The organism is Pseudomonas sp. S37 (assembly GCF_016658545.1).
GTDB lineage: Bacteria > Pseudomonadota > Gammaproteobacteria > Pseudomonadales > Pseudomonadaceae > Aquipseudomonas.
Genome location: NZ_JACVZC010000022.1, coordinates 48,966 through 67,786, shown reverse-complemented (window position 1 = coordinate 67,786; position 18,821 = coordinate 48,966). Strand labels below are relative to the sequence as shown.

The window sequence follows — 18,821 nt, the reverse complement described above, 5'->3', positions numbered from 1 at the left end:
CGGGTAAACCCGCTCCCACAGGTGCAGCATTGCCCGCGAGAGCGACGCGATATCTGTGGGAGCGGGTTTACCCGCGAAGAGGCCGGCGCAGGAGTGCGCCGATCAGATCAGCGCTTGGCCAGGCTCAGCTGCTGCTGTTCTTTCGGCAGCACCCGCTTGGCGACCACGTAATGCTTCTGCCAGTAGGGCTTGCTCAGGTTGTCGATGCTCACCCGCTTGCCGCGCCGCGGCGCGTGAATGAAGCGATCGTTGCCCAGGTAGATGGCAACGTGGTTTACCCGGCGGCTCTTGATGTTGAAGAAAATCAGATCACCCGGCTTCAGGTCACCTTTTGCCACCTTGACGCCGTGGCCCTGGGCCATGGCGTTGGAGGTGCGCGGCAGGTCGACGTCGGCGACGTCGTTGAAGGCATACTTGACCAGGCCACTGCAATCAAAGCCCTTCTTCGGGCTGCTGCCACCCCATACGTACGGGGTGCCGAGAACATTCACGGCGCGGCTGAGCACGTCGCTACTCTGCTTCGGCGACATGGCGGCTACCTGCACGCCGCGCGCATTGGCAGCGTTGCCGGGGCGAGCGCGCAGGGTGGTCTGCTTGACCGGCGCGTGTTTCACCGAGGCATTACTGGTGTAGCCGGTGAAACCATTGGGAAGACGTTGCTCACGATTGGTGGCGTGGGCGGCCAGGGGCAATAATAGACAGAGGGTCAGCCATGTCTTGAATAAAGGCGGCATAGATGAAGCTCTTATGAATAGTTATGTGTTGGGCGCGCAACTTTATAACAGCTTTTTGATCAATTTCTGATCCGTTGGTCGACTGGCTGGGTGCCATACGTCGGCCTGCGACGAGAAAGTCACATTTTTTCTTAGAAAATTTTCAGATAACCCAAGAGGGCTATGCATGAACAGTTATCAACAGGGGGCGCCCTACCACGACACGCACAGCAAGACCATTGGCTACCTGCTGTGGATTTTCGGCTTCACCGGGTCGCATCGGTTCTACTACGGCAAGCCGGTGACCGGGACGATCTGGTTCTTCACCTTCGGCCTGCTGGGCATCGGTTGGCTGATCGACTTGTTCCTGATCCCGTCCATGGACCGTGAAGCTGACCTGAGGTTTCAGTCCGGGCGCATCGACTACAACATCGCCTGGATCCTGCTGACTTTCCTCGGGGTGTTTGGGTTGCATCGCCTGTATCAAGGGAAGTGGGTGACCGCGATCATCTACTTCTTTACTGGCGGGCTGTTCCTGGTAGGGGTGTTATATGACTTCTGGACGTTGAACAGCCAGGTGTCCGAGCGCAATGCGGGGCGGGGTTGATGCACAGCCTTTGTAGGAGCGGCTTTAGCCGCGAACACCGGCAACGCCGGTGCCATTCACTGCGCTGCATGCTGCGCGGGTGAACCCGCTCCCACAGGCTCCCTTTACGGGTTACTGGCGAGTCTGGCGCTGTTGCAACAGCAGGTTGCCGAAACCGGCCCCCGCCAGCTGCTTCTGCGCCCCGGTCAGCTGTTCACGGTTGCTGAACGGGCCGACCAGCACGCGGTACCAGGTTTCTTCCTTGACCGTGCCCGATTCCACCTTCACCGACTGGCCCAGCAGGATGATCTGCGCACGCACCTTGTCGGCATCAGCCTGCTTGCGGAACGAGCCGGCCTGCAGGAAGTACTGGGTGGTCGCTGCCGGCTTGATCACCGGTGGCGCCGGTGGCGGGGTCTGGCCCAGCAGTGCCGCCTGGGCGCGCGCGGTGTCGATCTTCGCCGCTTCGGCCGGGGTCACCGGGGTGACCGGCTGGGCAGGTACCGGTGGCGTTTTCTCTGGCACGGCCTCGGGTGGCACAATCACCTCGGACTCCGGCAGCAGGGTGTAGAAGTCGTACTTCGGCTTCACCGGCTGTTGCGGGGTGGCTTGCGTGGTCTGCGCGGGCTTGCCGGCTTCAGCCACTTTTTCCGATTTCTGCTGCTCGGGCTTGGCGCGCTTGATGTCATCGCCACCCGGTTCGAGCTTCATCAGGAACACGATGAATGCGCCAACGGTCAGGCCGACCGCCAGCCATACCCAGCCTGGAATCGGCTGTTTGGCCGGCGCCGTCTGGCGGCTGGCGCCGCGTTTTGGTGCGGGTTTTTTCTTGGCAGCCAACTTACATGCGCTCCAGGGTTTCCAGGCCGAGCAGTTCCAGACCTTGTTTGAGGGTGCGGCCGGTCAGGGCGGCCAGGCGCAGACGGCTCTGCTGTTGTTCCGGGGTTTCGGCGGCAAGGATCGGGCAGTTCTCGTAGAAGCTGGAGAACAGCCCGGCCAGGTCGTACAGGTAGCTGCACAGCACGTGCGGCGTGCCTTTTTCGGCGACGTTGTTGAGGATTTCGCCAAACTGAGCCAGGCGTGCAGCCAGATCCTGCTCGTGGGCGGCCTGCAGCACGATCTTGCCGTCAACTTCGTCAAAGCCCTTGCCCAGCTTGCGGAACACACCGGCCACGCGGGTGTAGGCGTACAGCAGGTATGGCGCGGTGTTGCCTTCGAAGTTGAGCATCAGTTCGAAGTTGAAGCTGTAGTCGCTGGTGCGGTGCTTGGACAGGTCGGCGTATTTCACTGCGCCGATACCGACCACTTCGCCGATGTGGCGCAGGTCTTCGTCGGCCAGGCTCGGGTTCTTTTCCTTGACCAGGGCGTAGGCACGATCCTTGGCTTCGGTGAGCAGGTCGATCAGTTTCACGGTGCCGCCGTCACGGGTCTTGAACGGGCGGCCGTCAGCGCCGTTCATGGTGCCGAAGCCCATGTGCTCCATCTGCATCGGGTGGCCGACGAAGCCGGCGCGGCGTGCCACTTCAAACACCTGGTTGAAGTGCAGGGCCTGGCGCTGGTCGACGAAGTACAGGGCGCGGTCAGCCTTGAGCACGTTGCTGCGGTAACGCACGGCCGCCAGGTCGGTGGTGGCGTACAGGTAACCACCGTCGGCCTTCTGCACGATCACCGGCAGTGGGTCGCCGTCGCTGTTCTTGAATTCTTCGAGGAACACGCACTGGGCACCCTGGTCTTCGACCAGCAGGCCCTTGGCCTTGAGGTCGGCGACCACGTTGGCCAGGTCGTCGTTGTAGGCGCTTTCGCCCATCACGTCGGCCATGGTCAGCTTGACGTTGAGCAGCTCGTAGGTCTTCTGGCAGTGCGACAGCGAGATGTCCTTGAAGCGTGTCCACAGGGCCAGGCAGTCCGGGTCACCGGCCTGCAGCTTGACCACCAGGCCGCGGGCGCGGGTGGCGAATTCTTCGGACTCGTCGAAACGCTTCTTGGCGGCGCGGTAGAAGTTTTCCAGGTCCGACAGCTCGTCGCTGGTGATCGGGTTTTCCTGCAGGTAGGCCATCAACATGCCGAACTGGGTACCCCAGTCGCCCACGTGGTTCTGGCGGATCACGTTGTCGCCCAGGAACTCCAGCACCCGCGCCACACTGTCACCGATGATGGTCGAACGCAGGTGACCGACGTGCATCTCTTTGGCCAGGTTGGGTGCCGACATGTCGATCACCACCTTTTGCGCCGGGCCGGCCTTGCGCGCACCCAGGTGGGCGTCGGCCAGGGCGGCATCCAGGCGGTTGGCCAGGGCGTCGGTGTTCTGGAAGAAGTTGAGGAAGCCCGGGCCGGCGATTTCGACTTTGCTGATGTCGGCGCTGGCCGGCAGCGCGTTGATCAGCTTTTCGGCCAGGTCGCGCGGCTTCATGCCGGCCGGCTTGGCCAGCATCATGGCGATGTTGCTGGCGAAGTCGCCGTGGGTCTTGTCCCGGGCGTTTTCCACCTGGATCGCCGGCGACAGCCCTTCAGGCAGCACACCGTCGGTGACGAGTTGGGTGAGGGCTTGCTGGATCAGCTGGCGAATGGTGTCTTTCATGGGGATCTCTTTTCGACCGCAAGCGCGGTGAGCGCCTGGATGCGCAGGTGGAAAAACTGGGCATTATCCGTGGCTGGGAGCGGGTTGCCAACCTTTGGGGCTGCCTGGCTGAAGAATGCCGGGGCCGCTTTGCGGCCCTTTCGCGGCACAAGGCCGCTCCCACAGGCGGTATGCGCCTTCTGAAATCAATACAGGTCGACCGGGTCGACATCCAGCGACCAGCGTACCTGGCGCCCGCTCGGCATTTGTTCCAACACTAGCAACCAGGCGCTGATCAGTCGATGCAAAGGCGCCCGGGTATTGGCCTGTATCAACAGTTGTGCGCGGAAGCGCCCGGCGCGGCGTTCCATGGGCGCCGGTACCGGGCCGAGCAGTTCGATCCCCGGCAACCGTTGCTCGGCCACCAGGCGCTCGGCGGCGGCGCAGGCTTCGTCGAGGAAGCCTTCGGCCTGCCCCGGCTTGTGCGCTTCGGCACGCAGCAGGGCCAGGTGTGAGTAAGGCGGCAGCCCGGCGGCGCGGCGTTCGTCCAGGGCCTGTTCGGCAAAGGCGAAATAGCCCTGTTCGGTAAGCTGCACCAGCAACGGGTGGTCGGCCAGGTGGGTCTGGATGATCACCTTGCCGGGCTCTTCGGCCCGCCCGGCGCGCCCGGCCACTTGCACGATCAGTTGCGCCATGCGCTCGCTGGCGCGGAAGTCGCCAGAAAACAGCCCGCCATCGGCATCGAGGATGGCCACCAGGGTCACCCGCGGGAAGTGGTGGCCCTTGGCGAGCATCTGCGTGCCCACGAGGATGCTTGGCTGGCCCTTCTGGATCGTGCTGAACAGGTTGTGCATGGCGTCCTTGCGCGCCGTGCTGTCGCGGTCCACGCGCAGGATCGGGTAATCCGGGAACAGCACCTTCAGGCGCTCTTCGGCGCGCTCGGTGCCGGCGCCGACCGGGCGCAGGTCGACGTGGTTGCATTGCGGGCACTGGTGCGGCAGGCGTTCGTCATAGCCGCAGTGGTGGCAGCGCAGCACGCCGGAGCGCTGGTGCACGGTCATGCGCGCATCGCAGCGCGGGCATTCCGACAGCCAGCCGCAATCGTGGCACAGCAAGGTCGGGGCGAAGCCGCGGCGGTTGAGGAACACCAGCACCTGTTGGCCGGCTTCCAGGGTCTGGCGAATGGCCTGCTGCAGCGGGCCGCTGATGCCGCTGTCCAGCGGCAGGCTTTTCACATCCAGGCGCAACATGCGTGGCGGGCGTGCACCGCCGGCGCGTTGGTTCATGCGCAGCAGGTGGTAGCGGCCGGTTAGGGCATTGTGCAGGGTTTCCAGCGACGGTGTGGCGGAGCCAAGCAGGATCGGGATGTTCTCCTGATGGGCACGCACCAGTGCCAGGTCGCGGGCGTGGTAACGCAGGCCTTCCTGCTGTTTATAAGAGCCGTCGTGCTCTTCGTCGATAATGATCAGGCCAGGGTTCTTCATGGGCGTGAACAGTGCCGAGCGGGTGCCGATGATGATGTCGGCCTCGCCATCCCGCGCCGCCAGCCAGGCGTCCAGGCGTTCGCGGTCGTTCACCGCCGAATGCAGCAGGGCAATGCGTGCGTTGAAGCGTTGCTCGAAGCGCGCCAGGGTTTGCGGGCCGAGGTTGATTTCCGGGATCAACACCAGCGCCTGCTTGCCGGCCTCCAGGGTTTCGCGGATCAGTTGCAGGTAGACCTCGGTCTTGCCGCTGCCCGTGACGCCGGCCAGCAGGAACGCGCCAAAGCCGTCAAAGCCCTCGCGCACGGCGTCGAAGGCGTCGCGTTGCTCTTCGTTGAGCGGCAGCTCCGGCTGTGCCAGCCAGTGTTCATGGCGCAGCGCCGGCAGGTGGCGGCGTACCTCGACCTGCACCAGCTCCTTGGCCAGCAGCAGGTCGAGGCTGTCCTTGTTCAGGTTGAGTTTGGCCAGCAGGCTGTGGGCCACACCGTGCGGGTGCTGGGCCAGGGTCTTGAGGGCGTCGCGCTGGCGTGGTGCGCGGGCGATGCGCGGGTCTTCCAGGCGGGCACCGGGGGCAATGTGCCAGAAGCGCTCCTGGCGCATTTCTGCCGGTTCGCCCTGGCGCAGCAGCGTGGGCAAGGCCCAGCTCAAGGTGTCCCCCAGGCTGTGCTGGTAGTACTGGGCGGTCCACAGGCACAGCTTGAACAACGAGGCAGGAATGGGTGAAACCGGGTCGAGCAGGGCGCTGGCCGGCTTCAGTTTGTCTGCAGGCACTTCGCTTTGTGCGCACACCTCTACCAGCACACCGATCATTTCGCGGCGGCCGAAGGGCACGCGAATGCGCATGCCCGGGGTCAAGGCCTGGCGTACCATGCTCGCTGGCGCCTTGTAGTCGAACAGGCGACGCAACGGAGAGGGCAGGGCAAGGCGCAGGATGACGTCGGACACGCGGAAAGTCTCGGAGGGCATTACAAGAACTGGCGAGCCTAGCAGACGACGGTCGGTGCAAGCGACATCTTGCGCTGACGGTGTGCTCTGGTATTATTCGCCGCCTAATTACGTGCGGTATTCAACAATTGGTGTTGGGTGGCGGCACGCAGCTCGAGGAAGTGACCATGAAAGAAGGTATCCACCCGAACTACGAAGTAGTTGCAGTCACCTGCAGCTGCGGCAACAAGTTCGAAACCCGTTCGACCCTGGGCAACGTCCTGTCGATCGACGTTTGCAACCTGTGCCACCCGTTCTACACCGGTAAGCAGAAAGTCCTGGACACCGGTGGTCGCGTACAGAAGTTCGCCGACCGCTTCGGTATGTTCGGTACCAAGAAGTAATCATGCGCATGGCGAACCCTTCGGGTTTCGCGTTGTTGCTGAAGAAGGCGCCCCTTGTGGGCGCCTTTTTTGTGGGCGCAATCTGGCATTACCCGGCACAGGCGTTCTGCCCTTTGCCGGACAAACCCCAGCAGGTAAGGGTGCGACAGGTGGTCGATGGTGACACCTTGCGCCTGGTCGATGGCCGCAGTGTGCGGCTGATCGGCATCAACGCGCCGGAAATCGGCCGCAAGGGGCGCGCCAGCGAGCCTTACGCCGACGTGGCCAGGCGGCGCTTGCAGGCCCTGGTCAAGGCTAATGACGGGCGTGTCGGGCTGGTGCCGGGGGCCGAGGCCAAAGACAAGTACGGCCGTACTCTGGCACATATCTATGGCCGTAATGGCGACAATCTTGAAGCGCAACTGCTCAGCGAAGGCCTCGGTTACCGGGTGGCAGTTGCCCCCAATGTGCGCCTCAGTGGCTGCCAGCAGTTGGCCGAGCAGGCTGCGCGCGAGGCCGGCGTCGGTCTGTGGCGGCGGTCGCCCGTGGTGCCTGTGGGCGATGTCAGGCAGGCGGGTTTCGCGCTTGTCAGTGGTCGCATCGAAAGCGTCGAGCGCAACCGTGGCGGGGTCTGGCTGAACCTGGGCAGTGCCATGGTGCTGCAGGTTCCCGCTCGTCTGCAGCGCAACTTCCCCGCCAGCTTCTTCGATAATCTCAAGGGGCGCGAGGTGGAAGCGCGTGGCTGGGTGCTGGATCGTTCCCGCAAGGGCGGGCTGAAGCCCGGGCAGCGACGCTGGGTGCTGCCATTGACCGATCCGAGCATGTTGCAACGCATTTCAGGCCAAAAGATGTAGACAGTTCACTATTGGATTGTACACACTGTTAGCCGTATGCCCCCGTGGGTTTTAGCGTAAAGTCGTAGGCTAAAGGCCTTGACACAAGTGACCGACCAGTCTTGTGACTCCCCGGCTCTTTGCGTATCCTCGGCGGTCCGTCAGAACAGTAAATAGCGGAATGCCCACCATGTCAGACCTGAAAACCGCCGCTCTCGAATACCACGCTCAACCTCGTCCGGGGAAACTGAGCGTCGAACTCTCCAAGCCAACTGCTACCGCCCGTGACCTCGCCCTGGCCTACAGCCCAGGTGTTGCCGAGCCAGTACGTGAAATTGGCCGTGATCCAGAGCTGGCATACAAATACACCGGCAAAGGCAACCTGGTTGCGGTGATTTCCGATGGCACCGCCATCCTCGGTCTGGGTGACCTCGGCCCACTGGCTTCCAAGCCGGTCATGGAAGGCAAGGGTGTTCTGTTCAAGCGTTTCGCCGGTATCGACGTGTTCGACATCGAAGTCGAGTCGGAAAGCCCGCAAGCGTTCATCGACACCGTTCGCCGCATCTCGATCACCTTCGGTGGCATCAACCTCGAAGACATCAAGGCGCCAGAGTGCTTCGAGATCGAGCGCACCCTGATCGAACAGTGCGACATCCCGGTATTCCACGATGACCAGCACGGTACCGCCATCGTTACCGCAGCCGGCATGATCAACGCCTTGGAAATCGCCGGCAAGAAGCTGGAAGACGCCAAGATCGTCTGCCTGGGTGCCGGTGCTGCAGCCATCTCCTGCATGAAGTTGCTGGTGAGCATGGGCGCCAAGGTCGAGAACATCTACATGATCGACCGCAGCGGCGTGATCCACGCTGGCCGTGACGACCTGAACCAGTACAAGGCGCAGTTCGCCCACGCGACCGACAAGCGCACCCTGGCTGACGCACTCGACGGTGCCGACGTGTTCGTTGGCCTGTCCGGCCCGAACCTGCTGAGCCCGGAAGGCCTGAAGTCGATGGCTGCCAACCCGATCGTGTTCGCCTGCTCGAACCCAGACCCGGAAATCGCCCCAGAGCTGGCTCACGCCACGCGCAGCGATGTGATCATGGCGACCGGCCGTTCCGACTACCCGAACCAGGTCAACAACGTACTGGGCTTCCCGTTCATCTTCCGTGGTGCCCTGGACGTTCGCGCCAAGCGCATCAACGAAGAAATGAAGATCGCCGCCGCTATCGCCCTGAAAGACCTGGCCAAGCTGCCAGTGCCGAAGGAAGTATGCGATGCCTACGGCGTGCAGGCGCTGGAGTTCGGCCGTGAGTACATCATTCCGAAACCACTGGACGCTCGCCTGATCACTGTTGTTTCCGACGCAGTGGCCAAGGCTGCCATCGAATCCGGCGTGGCTACCCTGCCGTATCCGAAGCACTACCCGCTGACCAGCGTGGATGACGTGTTTAACGGCTGATTGCTGTTGTAGCTGTCATTGAAAAGCCCCGGCTCGTTTGAGCCGGGGCTTTTTGTTTGCCGAGGGAGTGCCAGTGCCTGTGGGATCGAGCGCCCACACGAAACCAGAGTCGGGCGCCTCGCCAGCCACCCAGCCTCAGAACAAATCCATCGGCGTCGCTTCGTCGGCCGGCAGCGGGCTGCCCGGTGCCACCCCATTACCCAGCTCGTCCACCGATGGCGGCGAGTCTTCGGCCTTGAACAGCTCGAAGTAGGCATTCGGCGTGCTTGGCGAGGCTGCGCGACCGCTGACCGGGTCGACGCGCAGGCTGAGGATACCCTCTGGCTCTGCCGGAGCATGCGCAGGCTTGTCCTTGAGTGCCGCACCCATGAAGCTCATCCAGATCGGCAGCGCCGCAGTGCCGCCATACTCACGGCGGCCCAGGGTTTCCGGCTGGTCGAAGCCGACCCACACGGTGGTCACGTAATCGGCGTTGTAGCCAGAGAACCAGGCGTCCTTGGATTCGTTGGTGGTACCGGTCTTGCCGGCCAGGTCGGTGCGGCCCAGGGCCAGCGCCCGGCGGCCGGTGCCGCGCTTGATCACGTCCTGCAGCATGCTGGTGAGGATGTAGGTGGTACGCCCGTCGATGATCCGCTCAGCCACGGCCGGGGTCTGCGGCACAGGCGCCACCTGGCCGAAGGCCGACGGGGCTTCGCCTGGCATGGCTGCGGTGCTGATCGGCTGCTCGGGTGCGGCCAGGCCAGCCTGGTCCTCGGCGCCTTGCGGCACGTGGGCAGGGTTGGCGGTGAACAGCGTCTCGCCGCTGCGGCTCTCGATGCGGTCGATCAGGTACGGGGTGATCTTGTAGCCGCCGTTGGCAAAGGTGCTCCAGCCGGTGGCGATTTCCATCGGGGTCAGGGTGGCGGTACCCAAAGCCAGCGACAGGTTGCGTGGCAGGTCCTGCTTGTTGAAGCCGAACTTGGCGATGTAGTCGATGGTGCGGTCCACGCCCATGGCCTGCAGCAGGCGAATCGATACTAGGTTGCGCGACTTGTACAGCGCTTCGCGCATGCGGATCGGGCCGAGGAAGGTGTTGGTGTCGTTCTTCGGTCGCCACACTTTGTCTACCGACTCGTCAACGAACACGATCGGTGCATCGTTGACCAGGCTGGCAGCGGTGTAGCCGCTGTCCAGCGCGGCGCTGTAGATGAACGGCTTGAAGCTGGAACCCGGTTGGCGCTTGGCCTGCATGGCACGGTTGTAGTTGCTCTGCTCGAACGAGAAGCCGCCGACCAGGGCGCGGATGGCGCCGTTGTAAGGGTCCAGTGTGACCAGCGCACTTTGCGCACCGGGTACCTGGCTGAACTTGAACGTGCCATCTTCCAGGCGTTGCAGGCGCACCAGGTCGCCGACCTGGGCTACGTCGGCCGGCGATTGCGGTGCGCGACCCATCGAGTTGCTGTTGATGAACGGGCGTGCCCATTTCAGGGTGTCCCAGGCAACCTCGGATTGCTGACCGTCTCGAGTCAGCACCCTTAGGCCGGTTTTTTCGACCTGGCTAACAATGGCCGGCTCCAGGCCGCCAAGAATGCGCTGCTTGCCCAGCTCCTGCAGCCAGGCTGCCTGGGTGCGTCCCGGGAAGCGTGCTTCGGGGCCGCGGTAGCCGTGGCGCTCGTCATAATCGGAGAGGCCGTTGAGGATGGCCTTGTTGGCCATTTCCTGCATGTCGCTGGGCACTGTGGTGGTGACGCGGAAGCCCTCGGTGTAGGCGTCGCTGCCGTAACGGCCGACCATTTCCGCACGGGCCATCTCGGCGATGTACGGCGCATTCACCTCAGGCGTCGGCACGTGGTAGCTGGCATTGAGCGGTTCGGCCAGGGCAGCTTCATAGCTGGCCTGGTCGATCTTGCCCAGCTTGTACATGCGGCCCAGGATCCAGTCGCGGCGTTCTTTGGCGCGTACCGGGTTGGCCAGCGGGTTGAAGCGTGACGGTGCCTTGGGCAGGCCGGCGATCATTGCCATCTGCGCCAGGCTGACGTCACGAATCGACTTGCCGTAGTACACCTGGGCAGCGGCGTCGATGCCGTAGGCGCGGTTGCCGAGGTAGATCTTGTTCACATACAGCTCAAGGATCTCGTCCTTGGTCAGCTCACGCTCGATCTGCAGGGCCAGCAGGATTTCGTTGGTCTTGCGCGAGAAGCTGCGTTCGCTGCTGAGGAAGAAGTTTTTCGCCACCTGCATGGTGATGGTGCTGCCGCCGGTCTGGATATGACCGGTTTTCACCAGCTGGGTTGCCGCGCGCATCAGGCTGCTGGGGTCGACACCGTAGTGGTTGAGGAAATTGTCGTCCTCGGCTGACAGCAGTGCCTGAATGAACTGTGGGGGAATTTCCGCAAAGCGGATCGGCGAACGGCGCATTTCGCCGAACTCGGCAATCAGCTTGCCATCGCTGCTGTACACCCTCAGGGGGATCTGCAACTGGATGCTTCTGAGCGAATCGACCGAGGGCAGGCTGGGGCTAAGATACAGAAACGCACCGCTCACACCGAGTACGAGCGCGCAGATGACTGCGACGGAAGACCACCAGAAGAACTTCAGCAGACGTATCAAGGCTTTTCGGTGTCCAGGTTGAGAGTGGATTGCACGCAGGTCCGGCGGACCCAAAAACGCTGGGCATTATACGCATTTTTTCGCCTCTCCGGGTTACCGGCCAGGCTACCCGTCGCCTTGGCAGGTGGCTCTGGCCCAGTGTCGCCGCGGGGTTGCAACAGACAGCAAGGAAGTCGCGATGCTTGGACGCTTTGGCATGGATGCCAGTTCACTCGTAGGGGTGGAAATTGCCCCTGATGCCATTCGGTTGGTGCAACTGCAACAGCGCAGGCGACGCTGGCGGGTGATGGGCTCGGCGCAGGAACCGCTGCCCCTGGAGGTGGGGAATGACTGGGCAGCGGAGCCTGGCCAGGTAGCGGCGGCGTTGCGGCGTGCACATCGCCACAGTGGCTTCAGGCAGCGACGCGTAGCCATGGCGCTGCCGGCCAGCCAGGTCATCTGCAAGTTGTGCCACATACCCGTCGAGCAGGGCCTGGAGCAGGTGGAGGCGCAGTTGTTGGCCGATGCCGAACGCCTGTTTCCGTTTCCGCTGGAGGACCTGGCCCTGGACTTTCAGGTCATTGGGGCTTCAGGCGTGCAGCCAGGGTGCAGCGAGGTGATAGTCGCAGCCTGTCGACAAAGCGCGTTGGCAGCACTTGAGGCGGTGGTCGAGGACGCGGGACTGCAGCTGGAGGCCGTCGAGATCGACACGATTGCCTTGTGCCGCATGTTGCCAGCGGGCGACCTTGAGGGAGCGGCGTTGCTGCGCATCGAAGCGCACAGCGTGACGCTTCATGACTGGCGGCCGGGCGGGGTATTCCAGCGGCATGAGCTGCAAACGGCAGGCACCGAAATCGCTGCGCAACTGCCGGAGCGCCTGCAGGCACTCCTTGCTGCAGGGCCGTTGCCCGGGCAGCTGTGGGTTGCCGGCAGCCCGGCGACTGACCCTGGCTGGTTGCTGGGGCTTGGCGACCGGTTGAATGTGCCGTGCCGGCACCTGCCTGGCCTGGCGGGGCTTGAGCAGGTCGATGGCAGCATGCTCCTGGCTTGCGCCTTGGCCCAGGGAGGATTACGCCGATGATGCGGCTGAACCTTCTGCCTTGGCGCGAACGCCAGCGTCAGGCGGCGCTGCGGCGTTTTCGTGGCCAGCTGGTTGCCGGTGCATTACTGGCCTTGTGCGCCGTTACGCTGGTAGATCAGTTGGCCCGTCAGCGTGGACTGCAACAGGCGCTGGCCAACGCGGAACACCGGGCAGCCCTTGACCTGCTGGGCGAGCAGTTGCAGCCACTGGCTGATGTGCGTGCTCAGCATGAAGCGCTGCTCGCCGCTGCCGCCGGGCTCGAGGGCTTGCGCGCTGATCAGGGTGTAGTGGCCGGTGTGTTCGCTGACCTTGAAGCGGCGCTGCCTGAGGGTGTGCAGCTGCTCGACTTGAGCCTTGAAAGCGGCCGTTTGCAAATGACTGGGCTGGCTGCGTCGGGCGCTGTGGTGGCGCAGTTCATGCGTGACCTGGGCCGCTCGAACGTATTGCTCGACCTGGAACTCAAGCACATCAAGAGCCTGCCGGGCGGTGACGAATTCCAACTGGCTGCGCGTGTTTCGGCGTTCTGGTCGTGAATGCGGCGCAGCTGTTGGCCTGGTTGGCCGTGGTCGAGCGCTCCGGCCGCTTTCGCCGGTGGGCGCCCGTGTTGGTCGCTGTTGGGCTGTTCGGCGCGGGCTGCGCGGTGCTCCTGCCGGCACGCTTGCAGCAACAGGCGGGGGAGGACGCCAGGCATGCCGAATTGAACCAGCTGCAGGCGAGCCGGGCGTTGCAGTTGGCCGAGCTGCAGAAGCTACGGGCATCTGTGGCAGCTGCCGAGCAGCGCTTGCAGGCGGCGCGCTGGCTGCTGGCTGCCGGGGAGGGCATGAGCGACCTGCTCGAGCGCCTGAGCGTTTCGGGGTATGCGCAGGGTTTGCTTGTGGAGCGTCTCGAGGTCCAGGAAGACGAGCAACAGGATGGCTTCCATAAAGTGCCGCTTGAGTTGCAGGTGGTGGGGCCATACCCGGCCTTGCGGCTATGGCTGGACGAATGGCTAGGCCAGGCGCGGGTGCTGCGCAGCGGCGACATGCGCCTGGCAGCGGTTGATCGCCAGCCTGGGCTGTTGCGCCTGCACTTGCGGGTTGATGCCTACCACGCGCCTGCACCCATGCCAGCGACAGCAGTAATGGCCCATATACCGGCAAGGGCAGCCTTGGCCAGGCCAGCAGTAGACCCGTTTGCGCCCCCGGCAACTCGGGTGGAGGGTAGCGGGCTGCTCGGCGTGCCGGTAGCACAGCTGGAAATGGTCGGCAGCCTGGCGCGCGGTGCTGCGCGCGAAGCGCTGCTGATGGCATCCGGAAGGCTCTATCGCGTGCGTCCCGGCGACCGGGTAGGGCGCGACCAAGGGCTGGTAAAGCACATTGATCACCGCCAGGTCGAGGTGCGTGAGCGGCTGTTCATGGCGGGGGAGTGGCATGAGCGCACGGCGTTCATCACTCTTGTCAAATACCCGGGCAAGGAGGCCTCGGACCTGAATGAAAACGTGGATGAAATACCTGCTGGCAGCCCTGCTGTCGATTCAGCTGGCGTCGGCGACGCCTTACCAGGGTGAACCCCTGTCATTGAACTTTCAGGACGTCGAGGTGCGTGCGGTGTTGCAGGTGCTGGCGGACTACGCCGGAGTAAATCTGGTGGCCAGCGATGCCGTGCAGGGCAGTGTCACCTTGCGCTTGCAGGATGTGCCGTGGGACCAGGCGCTGGATCTGGTGTTGCGCAGCAAAGGCCTGGCCCGGCGCCAGGAGGGCAACGTGCTGTTGGTGGCGCCTGTCGCCGAATTTGCCACGCAATCAGCCGAAGCGCGGGTGGCGCAAACCGTGGACGCGCAGTTGCCGTCAATGCGTCGGGAGCTGCTGCCCATTCATCACGCCAAGGCTGCCGAGCTGGCGCAATTGCTGCTGGCGAGCCTGGCGGGCGATGGCAGCCTGGCCGGTAGCCTCAGCGTTGATGAGCGCACCAATACGCTGGTGGCGTACCTGCCGGCTGAACGCCTGGCCGAGCTGCGGCAACTGGTGGCGCAGTTGGACGTGCCGGTGCGTCAAGTGGCGATCGAGGCGCGTATTGTCGAGGCCAATGTCGATTACGAGAAAAGCCTGGGGGGGCGCTGGGGCGGGCCGCTGTACGGTGAAAAGCTGCGCCCCGGCAAGGAGCTGTTCGTCGACCTCGGCGTGGAGCGCGCCGGCAGCAGCGTCGGCCTCGGGCTGCTGAGCGGGGGCGTGCTGCTCGACCTGGAGCTCAGCGCCATGGAAAAGAGCGGCAACGGCGAGATCATTTCACAGCCCAAGGTGGTCACCGCCGACAAGGAAACCGCGAGGATCCTCAAGGGCACCGAGGTGCCCTACCAGGAAACCAGCCAGAGCGGCGCTACCTCGGTATCGTTTCGCGAAGCTTCATTGTCGCTGGAGGTAACCCCACAGATCACCCCGGACAACAAGGTAATCATGACCGTGAGGGTGACCAAGGACGAGCCGGATTACGTCAATGCCTTGAACAACGTACCGCCGATCCGCAAGAACGAGGTCAATGCCAAGGTTCGTGTGGCGGACGGCGAAACGATCGTGATCGGTGGCGTCTACTCGACTTCGCAAAACAATGTGGTCGACAAGGTGCCATTTTTCGGTGATCTGCCGTATGTTGGGCGGCTGTTTCGACGCGATGCATTACAAGAGAAAAAATCCGAGCTGCTGGTCTTCCTGACTCCGCGTATCATGAGTGACCAGGCGATTGCTGTGAGTCGTTGATTCTGTGCGAAATTTGATACTTGTGGGGCCCATGGGCGCTGGTAAAAGCACCATTGGACGCCTATTGGCCAAAGAGCTGCGCCTGCTGTTCAAGGATTCCGACAAGGAAATCGAACTGCGGTGCGGCGCCAACATCCCGTGGATTTTCGACAAGGAAGGCGAGCCGGGTTTCCGTGATCGCGAGCAGGCGATGATTGCCGAGCTGTGCGCACTCGACGGCGTGGTGCTGGCTACCGGTGGTGGCGCGGTGATGCGCGAAGCCAACCGCCAGGCGCTGCATCAGGGCGGCCGGGTAATTTACCTGCATGCCTCGGTGGAGCAGCAGGTCGGCCGCACCGCGCGCGACCGCAATCGCCCGCTGTTGCGCACCGCCAATCCCGAGGCGACCTTGCGTACCTTGCTGGAAACCCGCGACCCGCTCTACCGCGAGATCGCCGACCTGGTGATTGAAACCGACGAACGGCCGCCACGCATGGTGGTGATCGACATTCTCGAGCGCTTGCAGCAGTTGCCGCCCCGTTAACCCGGGACTATTCTCGGCCACCAGCGCCGAGGCGAGGTTCAACGTTACCGCGCTGGTCGCCCGAATGGCACCGCGCCCAAGTACATTGTGGGGATACATGCAGACACTAAAGGTCGACCTGGGCGAGCGTAGCTACCCGATCTACATTGGCGAAGGCCTGCTGGACCAGCCTGAACTGCTGGCGCCGCACATTGCCGGGCGGCAGGTCGCCATCGTGTCCAACGAGACCGTCGCACCCTTGTATCTCGAACGCCTGGCCAAGACCCTGGGTGCCTACTCGGTGCTGCCAGTGGTCTTGCCCGATGGCGAAGCCCACAAGAACTGGGAAACCCTGCAGCTTATATTCGATGGCCTGCTGACAGCACGGCATGACCGCCGTACCACCGTGGTTGCCCTGGGCGGCGGCGTGATCGGGGACATGGCCGGCTTTGCCGCTGCCTGCTACCAGCGCGGCGTCGACTTCATCCAGGTGCCAACCACCTTGTTGTCCCAGGTCGACTCTTCGGTGGGCGGCAAGACCGGCATCAACCACCCGCTGGGCAAGAACATGGTCGGTGCCTTCTATCAGCCAAACGCGGTGCTGATCGATACCACCAGCCTCAAGACCCTGCCGCCGCGTGAGCTGTCGGCAGGCCTGGCCGAGGTGATCAAGTACGGCCTGATCTGTGACAAGCCGTTCCTCACCTGGCTCGAAGACAATATGCAGGCCCTGCGTGCCCTCGACCCGGCAGCCCTGACCGAGGCCATCCGCCGTTCCTGCGCGGCCAAGGCCGCAGTGGTGGGCGCTGATGAGCGTGAGTCTGGCGTGCGGGCCACGTTGAACCTGGGGCATACCTTCGGGCATGCCATCGAAACCCACATGGGCTATGGCGTGTGGCTGCACGGCGAAGCCGTGGCAGCGGGCACGGTGATGGCCCTGGAAATGTCCATGCGCCTTGGCTGGATCGACCAGGCCGAGCGCGATCGCGGAATCCGCCTGTTGCAGGACGCAGGTTTGCCGGTGGTGCCACCACAGGAAATGACCCCGGCGCATTTCATGGAGCACATGGCGGTCGACAAGAAGGTGCTCGACGGTCGTTTGCGTCTGGTGCTGCTGCGCCAGATGGGCGAGGCCGTGGTGACCGACGACTATCCGAAAGAGATTCTACAGGCCACGCTGTCGGCGGATTACCGCGCGATCGTGGCCCAGCTTTGAGGTTGTGACAGCGCAATGACCAGTTTGCATGCCGATGAGGCCTTTCTCGACCATTACCAGTTGAGCCACGATCCGTTCGCGCCCCGCGTGCCCGGCTTCAAGTTTTTCCCGGCCCAGCGCAAGCCTGTGCTCGGCCAGTTGCACCACCTGGCGCGCTACAGCCAGCTGATGCTGGTAGTCAGCGGCCCGCTGGGCAGCGGCAAGACCCTGCTGCGCCAGGCACTGGTGGCCAGCACCAACAAGCAGGCGGTGCTGAGCGTGGTGGTGTCCGCCCGTGGCGCCAGCGATGCCGCCAGTGTGCTCGGCCAGGTTGCACAAAACCTGGACGTGGCCCAGGCCGAGATGCAGGCGATCCTGTCCAAGGTGGTGCAATTGGCACTGACCGGGCAGGAAGTGTATTTGCTGGTGGACGATGCGGAACAACTCGACGAGTCGGCACTCCAAGCGTTGCTGGAATTGGCGGCGGGGGTACCGGAAGGGCGCCCGCACGTGTTCCTGTTCGGTGAGCCTTCGCTGATTGCCGGGCTGGACGAGCTCAATGTCGAGGAAGAACGCTTCCACATCATCGAGTTGGCCCCCTACAGTGAAGAAGAAACCCGCGAGTACCTGGAGCAGCGCCTGGAAGGGGCTGGCCGGGGCATCGAGGTGTTCAGCCGTGAACAGATCGTCGATATCCATGAAAACTCCGACGGTTGGCCTGGCAACATCAACCAGGTCGCCCGTGACACTTTGATCGAAGCCATGATCGCCAGCCGCTCTACGGCCAAGCGACCATCCATGGGGTTCAAGATGCCTAAAAAACATGTGCTTGCGCTGTCCGCTGTGGTCGTGGTCGCCGTTGCGGCTGCGGTGTTGATGCCCAAGAAAGGCGAAAAGGCCCCCGCCGATGCGCCGGCCGCCCAGGCCCAGTTGCCGCTGGGCGACGGCAAGCAGGGTGCCAATATCGAATTTTCCGGTTCGTCGCAGCCAATGCCGTTGCCGCTGGTTGGTCAGTCGCAGCCGGTGATGCGCGAACCGTTGGCCCAGGCCGCAGGCATGGGTGAGGGTGAAGAAGGCAGCCCCGCCGGCGATACCGCCCTGCAGCCTGGCAACCCGCCACCGACCGTAACCACCATTGCACCGCCACAAGGGGTGCCGGCTGGCCCAGCGCCTGCGCCTGCACGGCCTGTAGCCAGTGCGCCGGTGCAGCCGGTTGCGCCTGCGCCAAAACCTGTCGCAACCCAGCCGGCCAAACCGGTTGCACCGGCCAAGCCTGCGCCAGCACCGACCCAGGTTGCCGTGGCCAAGCCAGCAGCCAAACCGGCTGAAAAACCAGCCGCTGGCGGCGCGGGCAACAGTGGCTGGTACGCCGGCCAGAAACCGGGCAATTACGTGGTGCAGATCCTCGGTACCAGCTCCGAGTCTTCGGCCCAGGCGTACGTAAAAGCCCAGGGTGGCGACTATCGCTACTTCAAGAAAGACCTGCAGGGCAAGCCGTTGTACGTCGTCACTTACGGCAGCTTCGCCAACCGTGACGCAGCGGTTGCGGCAATCAAGAACTTGCCAGCGAAGGTCCAGGCTGGTAAACCTTGGCCACGTACCGTCGGCAGCGTCCAACAAGAGCTGGCCACGGCCCGCTGATACCTGCCGGGCGGCACCACCCCAGCCGCCCAGTTGCTGAGCGACCCTGACTTTTCGTCTAGCCTGCTGCGCCTGAGCGCGGCAGGCTTTTCTGTCCCAGACTGCCGGCCACAAGCCCCTAGTTGCAGTCATGGCTGAAACGCTTCAGACTCTAGCCAAGCCGCTA

General features: G+C 63.6%; 16 protein-coding genes. 11 read left to right on the top strand and 5 right to left on the bottom strand.

Going from position 1 to position 18,821, the window contains the following annotated elements; all coding sequences use genetic code 11:
- Nucleotides 1-107: 107 nt before the first annotated feature.
- Complete coding sequence (locus tag IAE39_RS10400; RefSeq protein WP_201201976.1) at nucleotides 108-734, bottom strand: C40 family peptidase; 627 nt, start codon at nucleotides 732-734, stop codon at nucleotides 108-110.
- A gap of 166 nt (nucleotides 735-900) precedes the next feature.
- On the opposite strand from IAE39_RS10400, the gene IAE39_RS10395 reads away from it, so the two are divergent.
- A complete protein-coding gene (locus IAE39_RS10395) occupies nucleotides 901-1,320 on the top strand; it encodes an NINE protein (protein WP_201201975.1) in 420 nt (139 codons plus the stop codon).
- A 111-nt stretch (nucleotides 1,321-1,431) separates the two neighbouring features.
- On the opposite strand, the gene IAE39_RS10390 is transcribed toward IAE39_RS10395, so the two are convergent.
- The 3 genes from IAE39_RS10390 to IAE39_RS10380 form a co-directional block, all read right to left on the bottom strand.
- Complete coding sequence (locus IAE39_RS10390) at nucleotides 1,432-2,139, bottom strand: SPOR domain-containing protein (protein WP_201201974.1); 708 nt, start codon at nucleotides 2,137-2,139, stop codon at nucleotides 1,432-1,434.
- 1 nt (nucleotide 2,140) lies between these two features.
- Complete coding sequence (gene argS, locus IAE39_RS10385) at nucleotides 2,141-3,877, bottom strand: arginine--tRNA ligase (RefSeq protein WP_201201973.1); 1,737 nt, start codon at nucleotides 3,875-3,877, stop codon at nucleotides 2,141-2,143.
- Nucleotides 3,878-4,062: 185 nt separating this feature from the next.
- A complete protein-coding gene (locus tag IAE39_RS10380; RefSeq protein WP_201201972.1) occupies nucleotides 4,063-6,282 on the bottom strand; it encodes a primosomal protein N' in 2,220 nt (739 codons plus the stop codon).
- Between the two features lie 167 nt (nucleotides 6,283-6,449).
- Here IAE39_RS10380 and rpmE point away from each other — a divergent pair, with 167 nt between their 5' ends.
- The 3 genes from rpmE to IAE39_RS10365 all read left to right on the top strand — a co-directional run bounded on the left by rpmE (nucleotide 6,450) and on the right by IAE39_RS10365 (nucleotide 8,936).
- Entirely contained in the window at nucleotides 6,450-6,665 is a 216-nt protein-coding gene (rpmE, locus tag IAE39_RS10375) for a 50S ribosomal protein L31 (RefSeq protein WP_012274639.1), read from the top strand.
- A gap of 2 nt (nucleotides 6,666-6,667) precedes the next feature.
- On the top strand, nucleotides 6,668-7,498 hold the full coding sequence (locus tag IAE39_RS10370; protein WP_201201971.1) for a thermonuclease family protein: 831 nt from the start codon (nucleotides 6,668-6,670) through the stop codon (nucleotides 7,496-7,498).
- Nucleotides 7,499-7,667: 169 nt separating this feature from the next.
- A complete protein-coding gene (locus IAE39_RS10365; RefSeq protein WP_201201968.1) occupies nucleotides 7,668-8,936 on the top strand; it encodes a malic enzyme-like NAD(P)-binding protein in 1,269 nt (422 codons plus the stop codon).
- Nucleotides 8,937-9,071: 135 nt separating this feature from the next.
- On the opposite strand, the gene IAE39_RS10360 is transcribed toward IAE39_RS10365, so the two are convergent.
- Nucleotides 9,072-11,522, bottom strand: a complete 2,451-nt coding sequence (locus IAE39_RS10360) for a penicillin-binding protein 1A (RefSeq protein ID WP_442968434.1) — start codon at nucleotides 11,520-11,522, stop codon at nucleotides 9,072-9,074.
- Nucleotides 11,523-11,703: 181 nt separating this feature from the next.
- On the opposite strand from IAE39_RS10360, the gene pilM reads away from it, so the two are divergent.
- The 7 genes from pilM to IAE39_RS10325 all read left to right on the top strand — a co-directional run bounded on the left by pilM (nucleotide 11,704) and on the right by IAE39_RS10325 (nucleotide 18,655).
- The gene (gene pilM, locus IAE39_RS10355) at nucleotides 11,704-12,585 is read left to right on the top strand and encodes a type IV pilus biogenesis protein PilM (protein WP_201201964.1); all 882 of its coding nucleotides are present in this window, start codon (nucleotides 11,704-11,706) and stop codon (nucleotides 12,583-12,585) included.
- The gene (locus tag IAE39_RS10350; protein ID WP_201201963.1) at nucleotides 12,582-13,118 is read left to right on the top strand and encodes a PilN domain-containing protein; all 537 of its coding nucleotides are present in this window, start codon (nucleotides 12,582-12,584) and stop codon (nucleotides 13,116-13,118) included. Before pilM ends, IAE39_RS10350 begins: the two co-directional genes overlap by 4 nt.
- An 11-nt stretch (nucleotides 13,119-13,129) precedes the next feature.
- Nucleotides 13,130-14,131 carry a pilus assembly protein PilP gene (locus IAE39_RS10345; RefSeq protein ID WP_201201980.1) on the top strand — a complete coding sequence of 334 codons (1,002 nt, stop codon included), beginning with the start codon at nucleotides 13,130-13,132 and terminating at the stop codon, nucleotides 14,129-14,131.
- Nucleotides 14,055-15,317, top strand: coding sequence for a type IV pilus secretin PilQ (locus IAE39_RS10340; protein WP_201201962.1), 1,263 nt, complete (start codon nucleotides 14,055-14,057; stop codon nucleotides 15,315-15,317). Before IAE39_RS10345 ends, IAE39_RS10340 begins: the two co-directional genes overlap by 77 nt.
- 4 nt (nucleotides 15,318-15,321) lie before the next feature.
- Complete coding sequence (gene aroK, locus IAE39_RS10335; protein WP_201201961.1) at nucleotides 15,322-15,840, top strand: shikimate kinase AroK; 519 nt, start codon at nucleotides 15,322-15,324, stop codon at nucleotides 15,838-15,840.
- A gap of 97 nt (nucleotides 15,841-15,937) precedes the next feature.
- Complete coding sequence (aroB, locus tag IAE39_RS10330; RefSeq protein WP_201201955.1) at nucleotides 15,938-17,035, top strand: 3-dehydroquinate synthase; 1,098 nt, start codon at nucleotides 15,938-15,940, stop codon at nucleotides 17,033-17,035.
- A 15-nt stretch (nucleotides 17,036-17,050) separates the two neighbouring features.
- Complete coding sequence (locus IAE39_RS10325; RefSeq protein WP_201201954.1) at nucleotides 17,051-18,655, top strand: SPOR domain-containing protein; 1,605 nt, start codon at nucleotides 17,051-17,053, stop codon at nucleotides 18,653-18,655.
- Nucleotides 18,656-18,821: the final 166 nt, after the last annotated feature.

What these genes read in the sequence shown, in the direction of transcription:
- IAE39_RS10400 (WP_201201976.1), bottom strand. Translation starts at nt 734, where the DNA reads ATGCCGCCTTTATTCAAGACATGGCTGACCCTCTGTCTATTATTGCCC.
- IAE39_RS10395 (WP_201201975.1), top strand. Translation starts at nt 901, where the DNA reads ATGAACAGTTATCAACAGGGGGCGCCCTACCACGACACGCACAGCAAG.
- argS (WP_201201973.1), bottom strand. Translation starts at nt 3,877, where the DNA reads ATGAAAGACACCATTCGCCAGCTGATCCAGCAAGCCCTCACCCAACTC.
- rpmE (WP_012274639.1), top strand. Translation starts at nt 6,450, where the DNA reads ATGAAAGAAGGTATCCACCCGAACTACGAAGTAGTTGCAGTCACCTGC.
- IAE39_RS10370 (WP_201201971.1), top strand. Translation starts at nt 6,668, where the DNA reads ATGCGCATGGCGAACCCTTCGGGTTTCGCGTTGTTGCTGAAGAAGGCG.
- IAE39_RS10365 (WP_201201968.1), top strand. Translation starts at nt 7,668, where the DNA reads ATGTCAGACCTGAAAACCGCCGCTCTCGAATACCACGCTCAACCTCGT.
- pilM (WP_201201964.1), top strand. Translation starts at nt 11,704, where the DNA reads ATGCTTGGACGCTTTGGCATGGATGCCAGTTCACTCGTAGGGGTGGAA.
- IAE39_RS10350 (WP_201201963.1), top strand. Translation starts at nt 12,582, where the DNA reads ATGATGCGGCTGAACCTTCTGCCTTGGCGCGAACGCCAGCGTCAGGCG.
- IAE39_RS10340 (WP_201201962.1), top strand. Translation starts at nt 14,055, where the DNA reads ATGAAAACGTGGATGAAATACCTGCTGGCAGCCCTGCTGTCGATTCAG.
- aroB (WP_201201955.1), top strand. Translation starts at nt 15,938, where the DNA reads ATGCAGACACTAAAGGTCGACCTGGGCGAGCGTAGCTACCCGATCTAC.
- IAE39_RS10325 (WP_201201954.1), top strand. Translation starts at nt 17,051, where the DNA reads ATGACCAGTTTGCATGCCGATGAGGCCTTTCTCGACCATTACCAGTTG.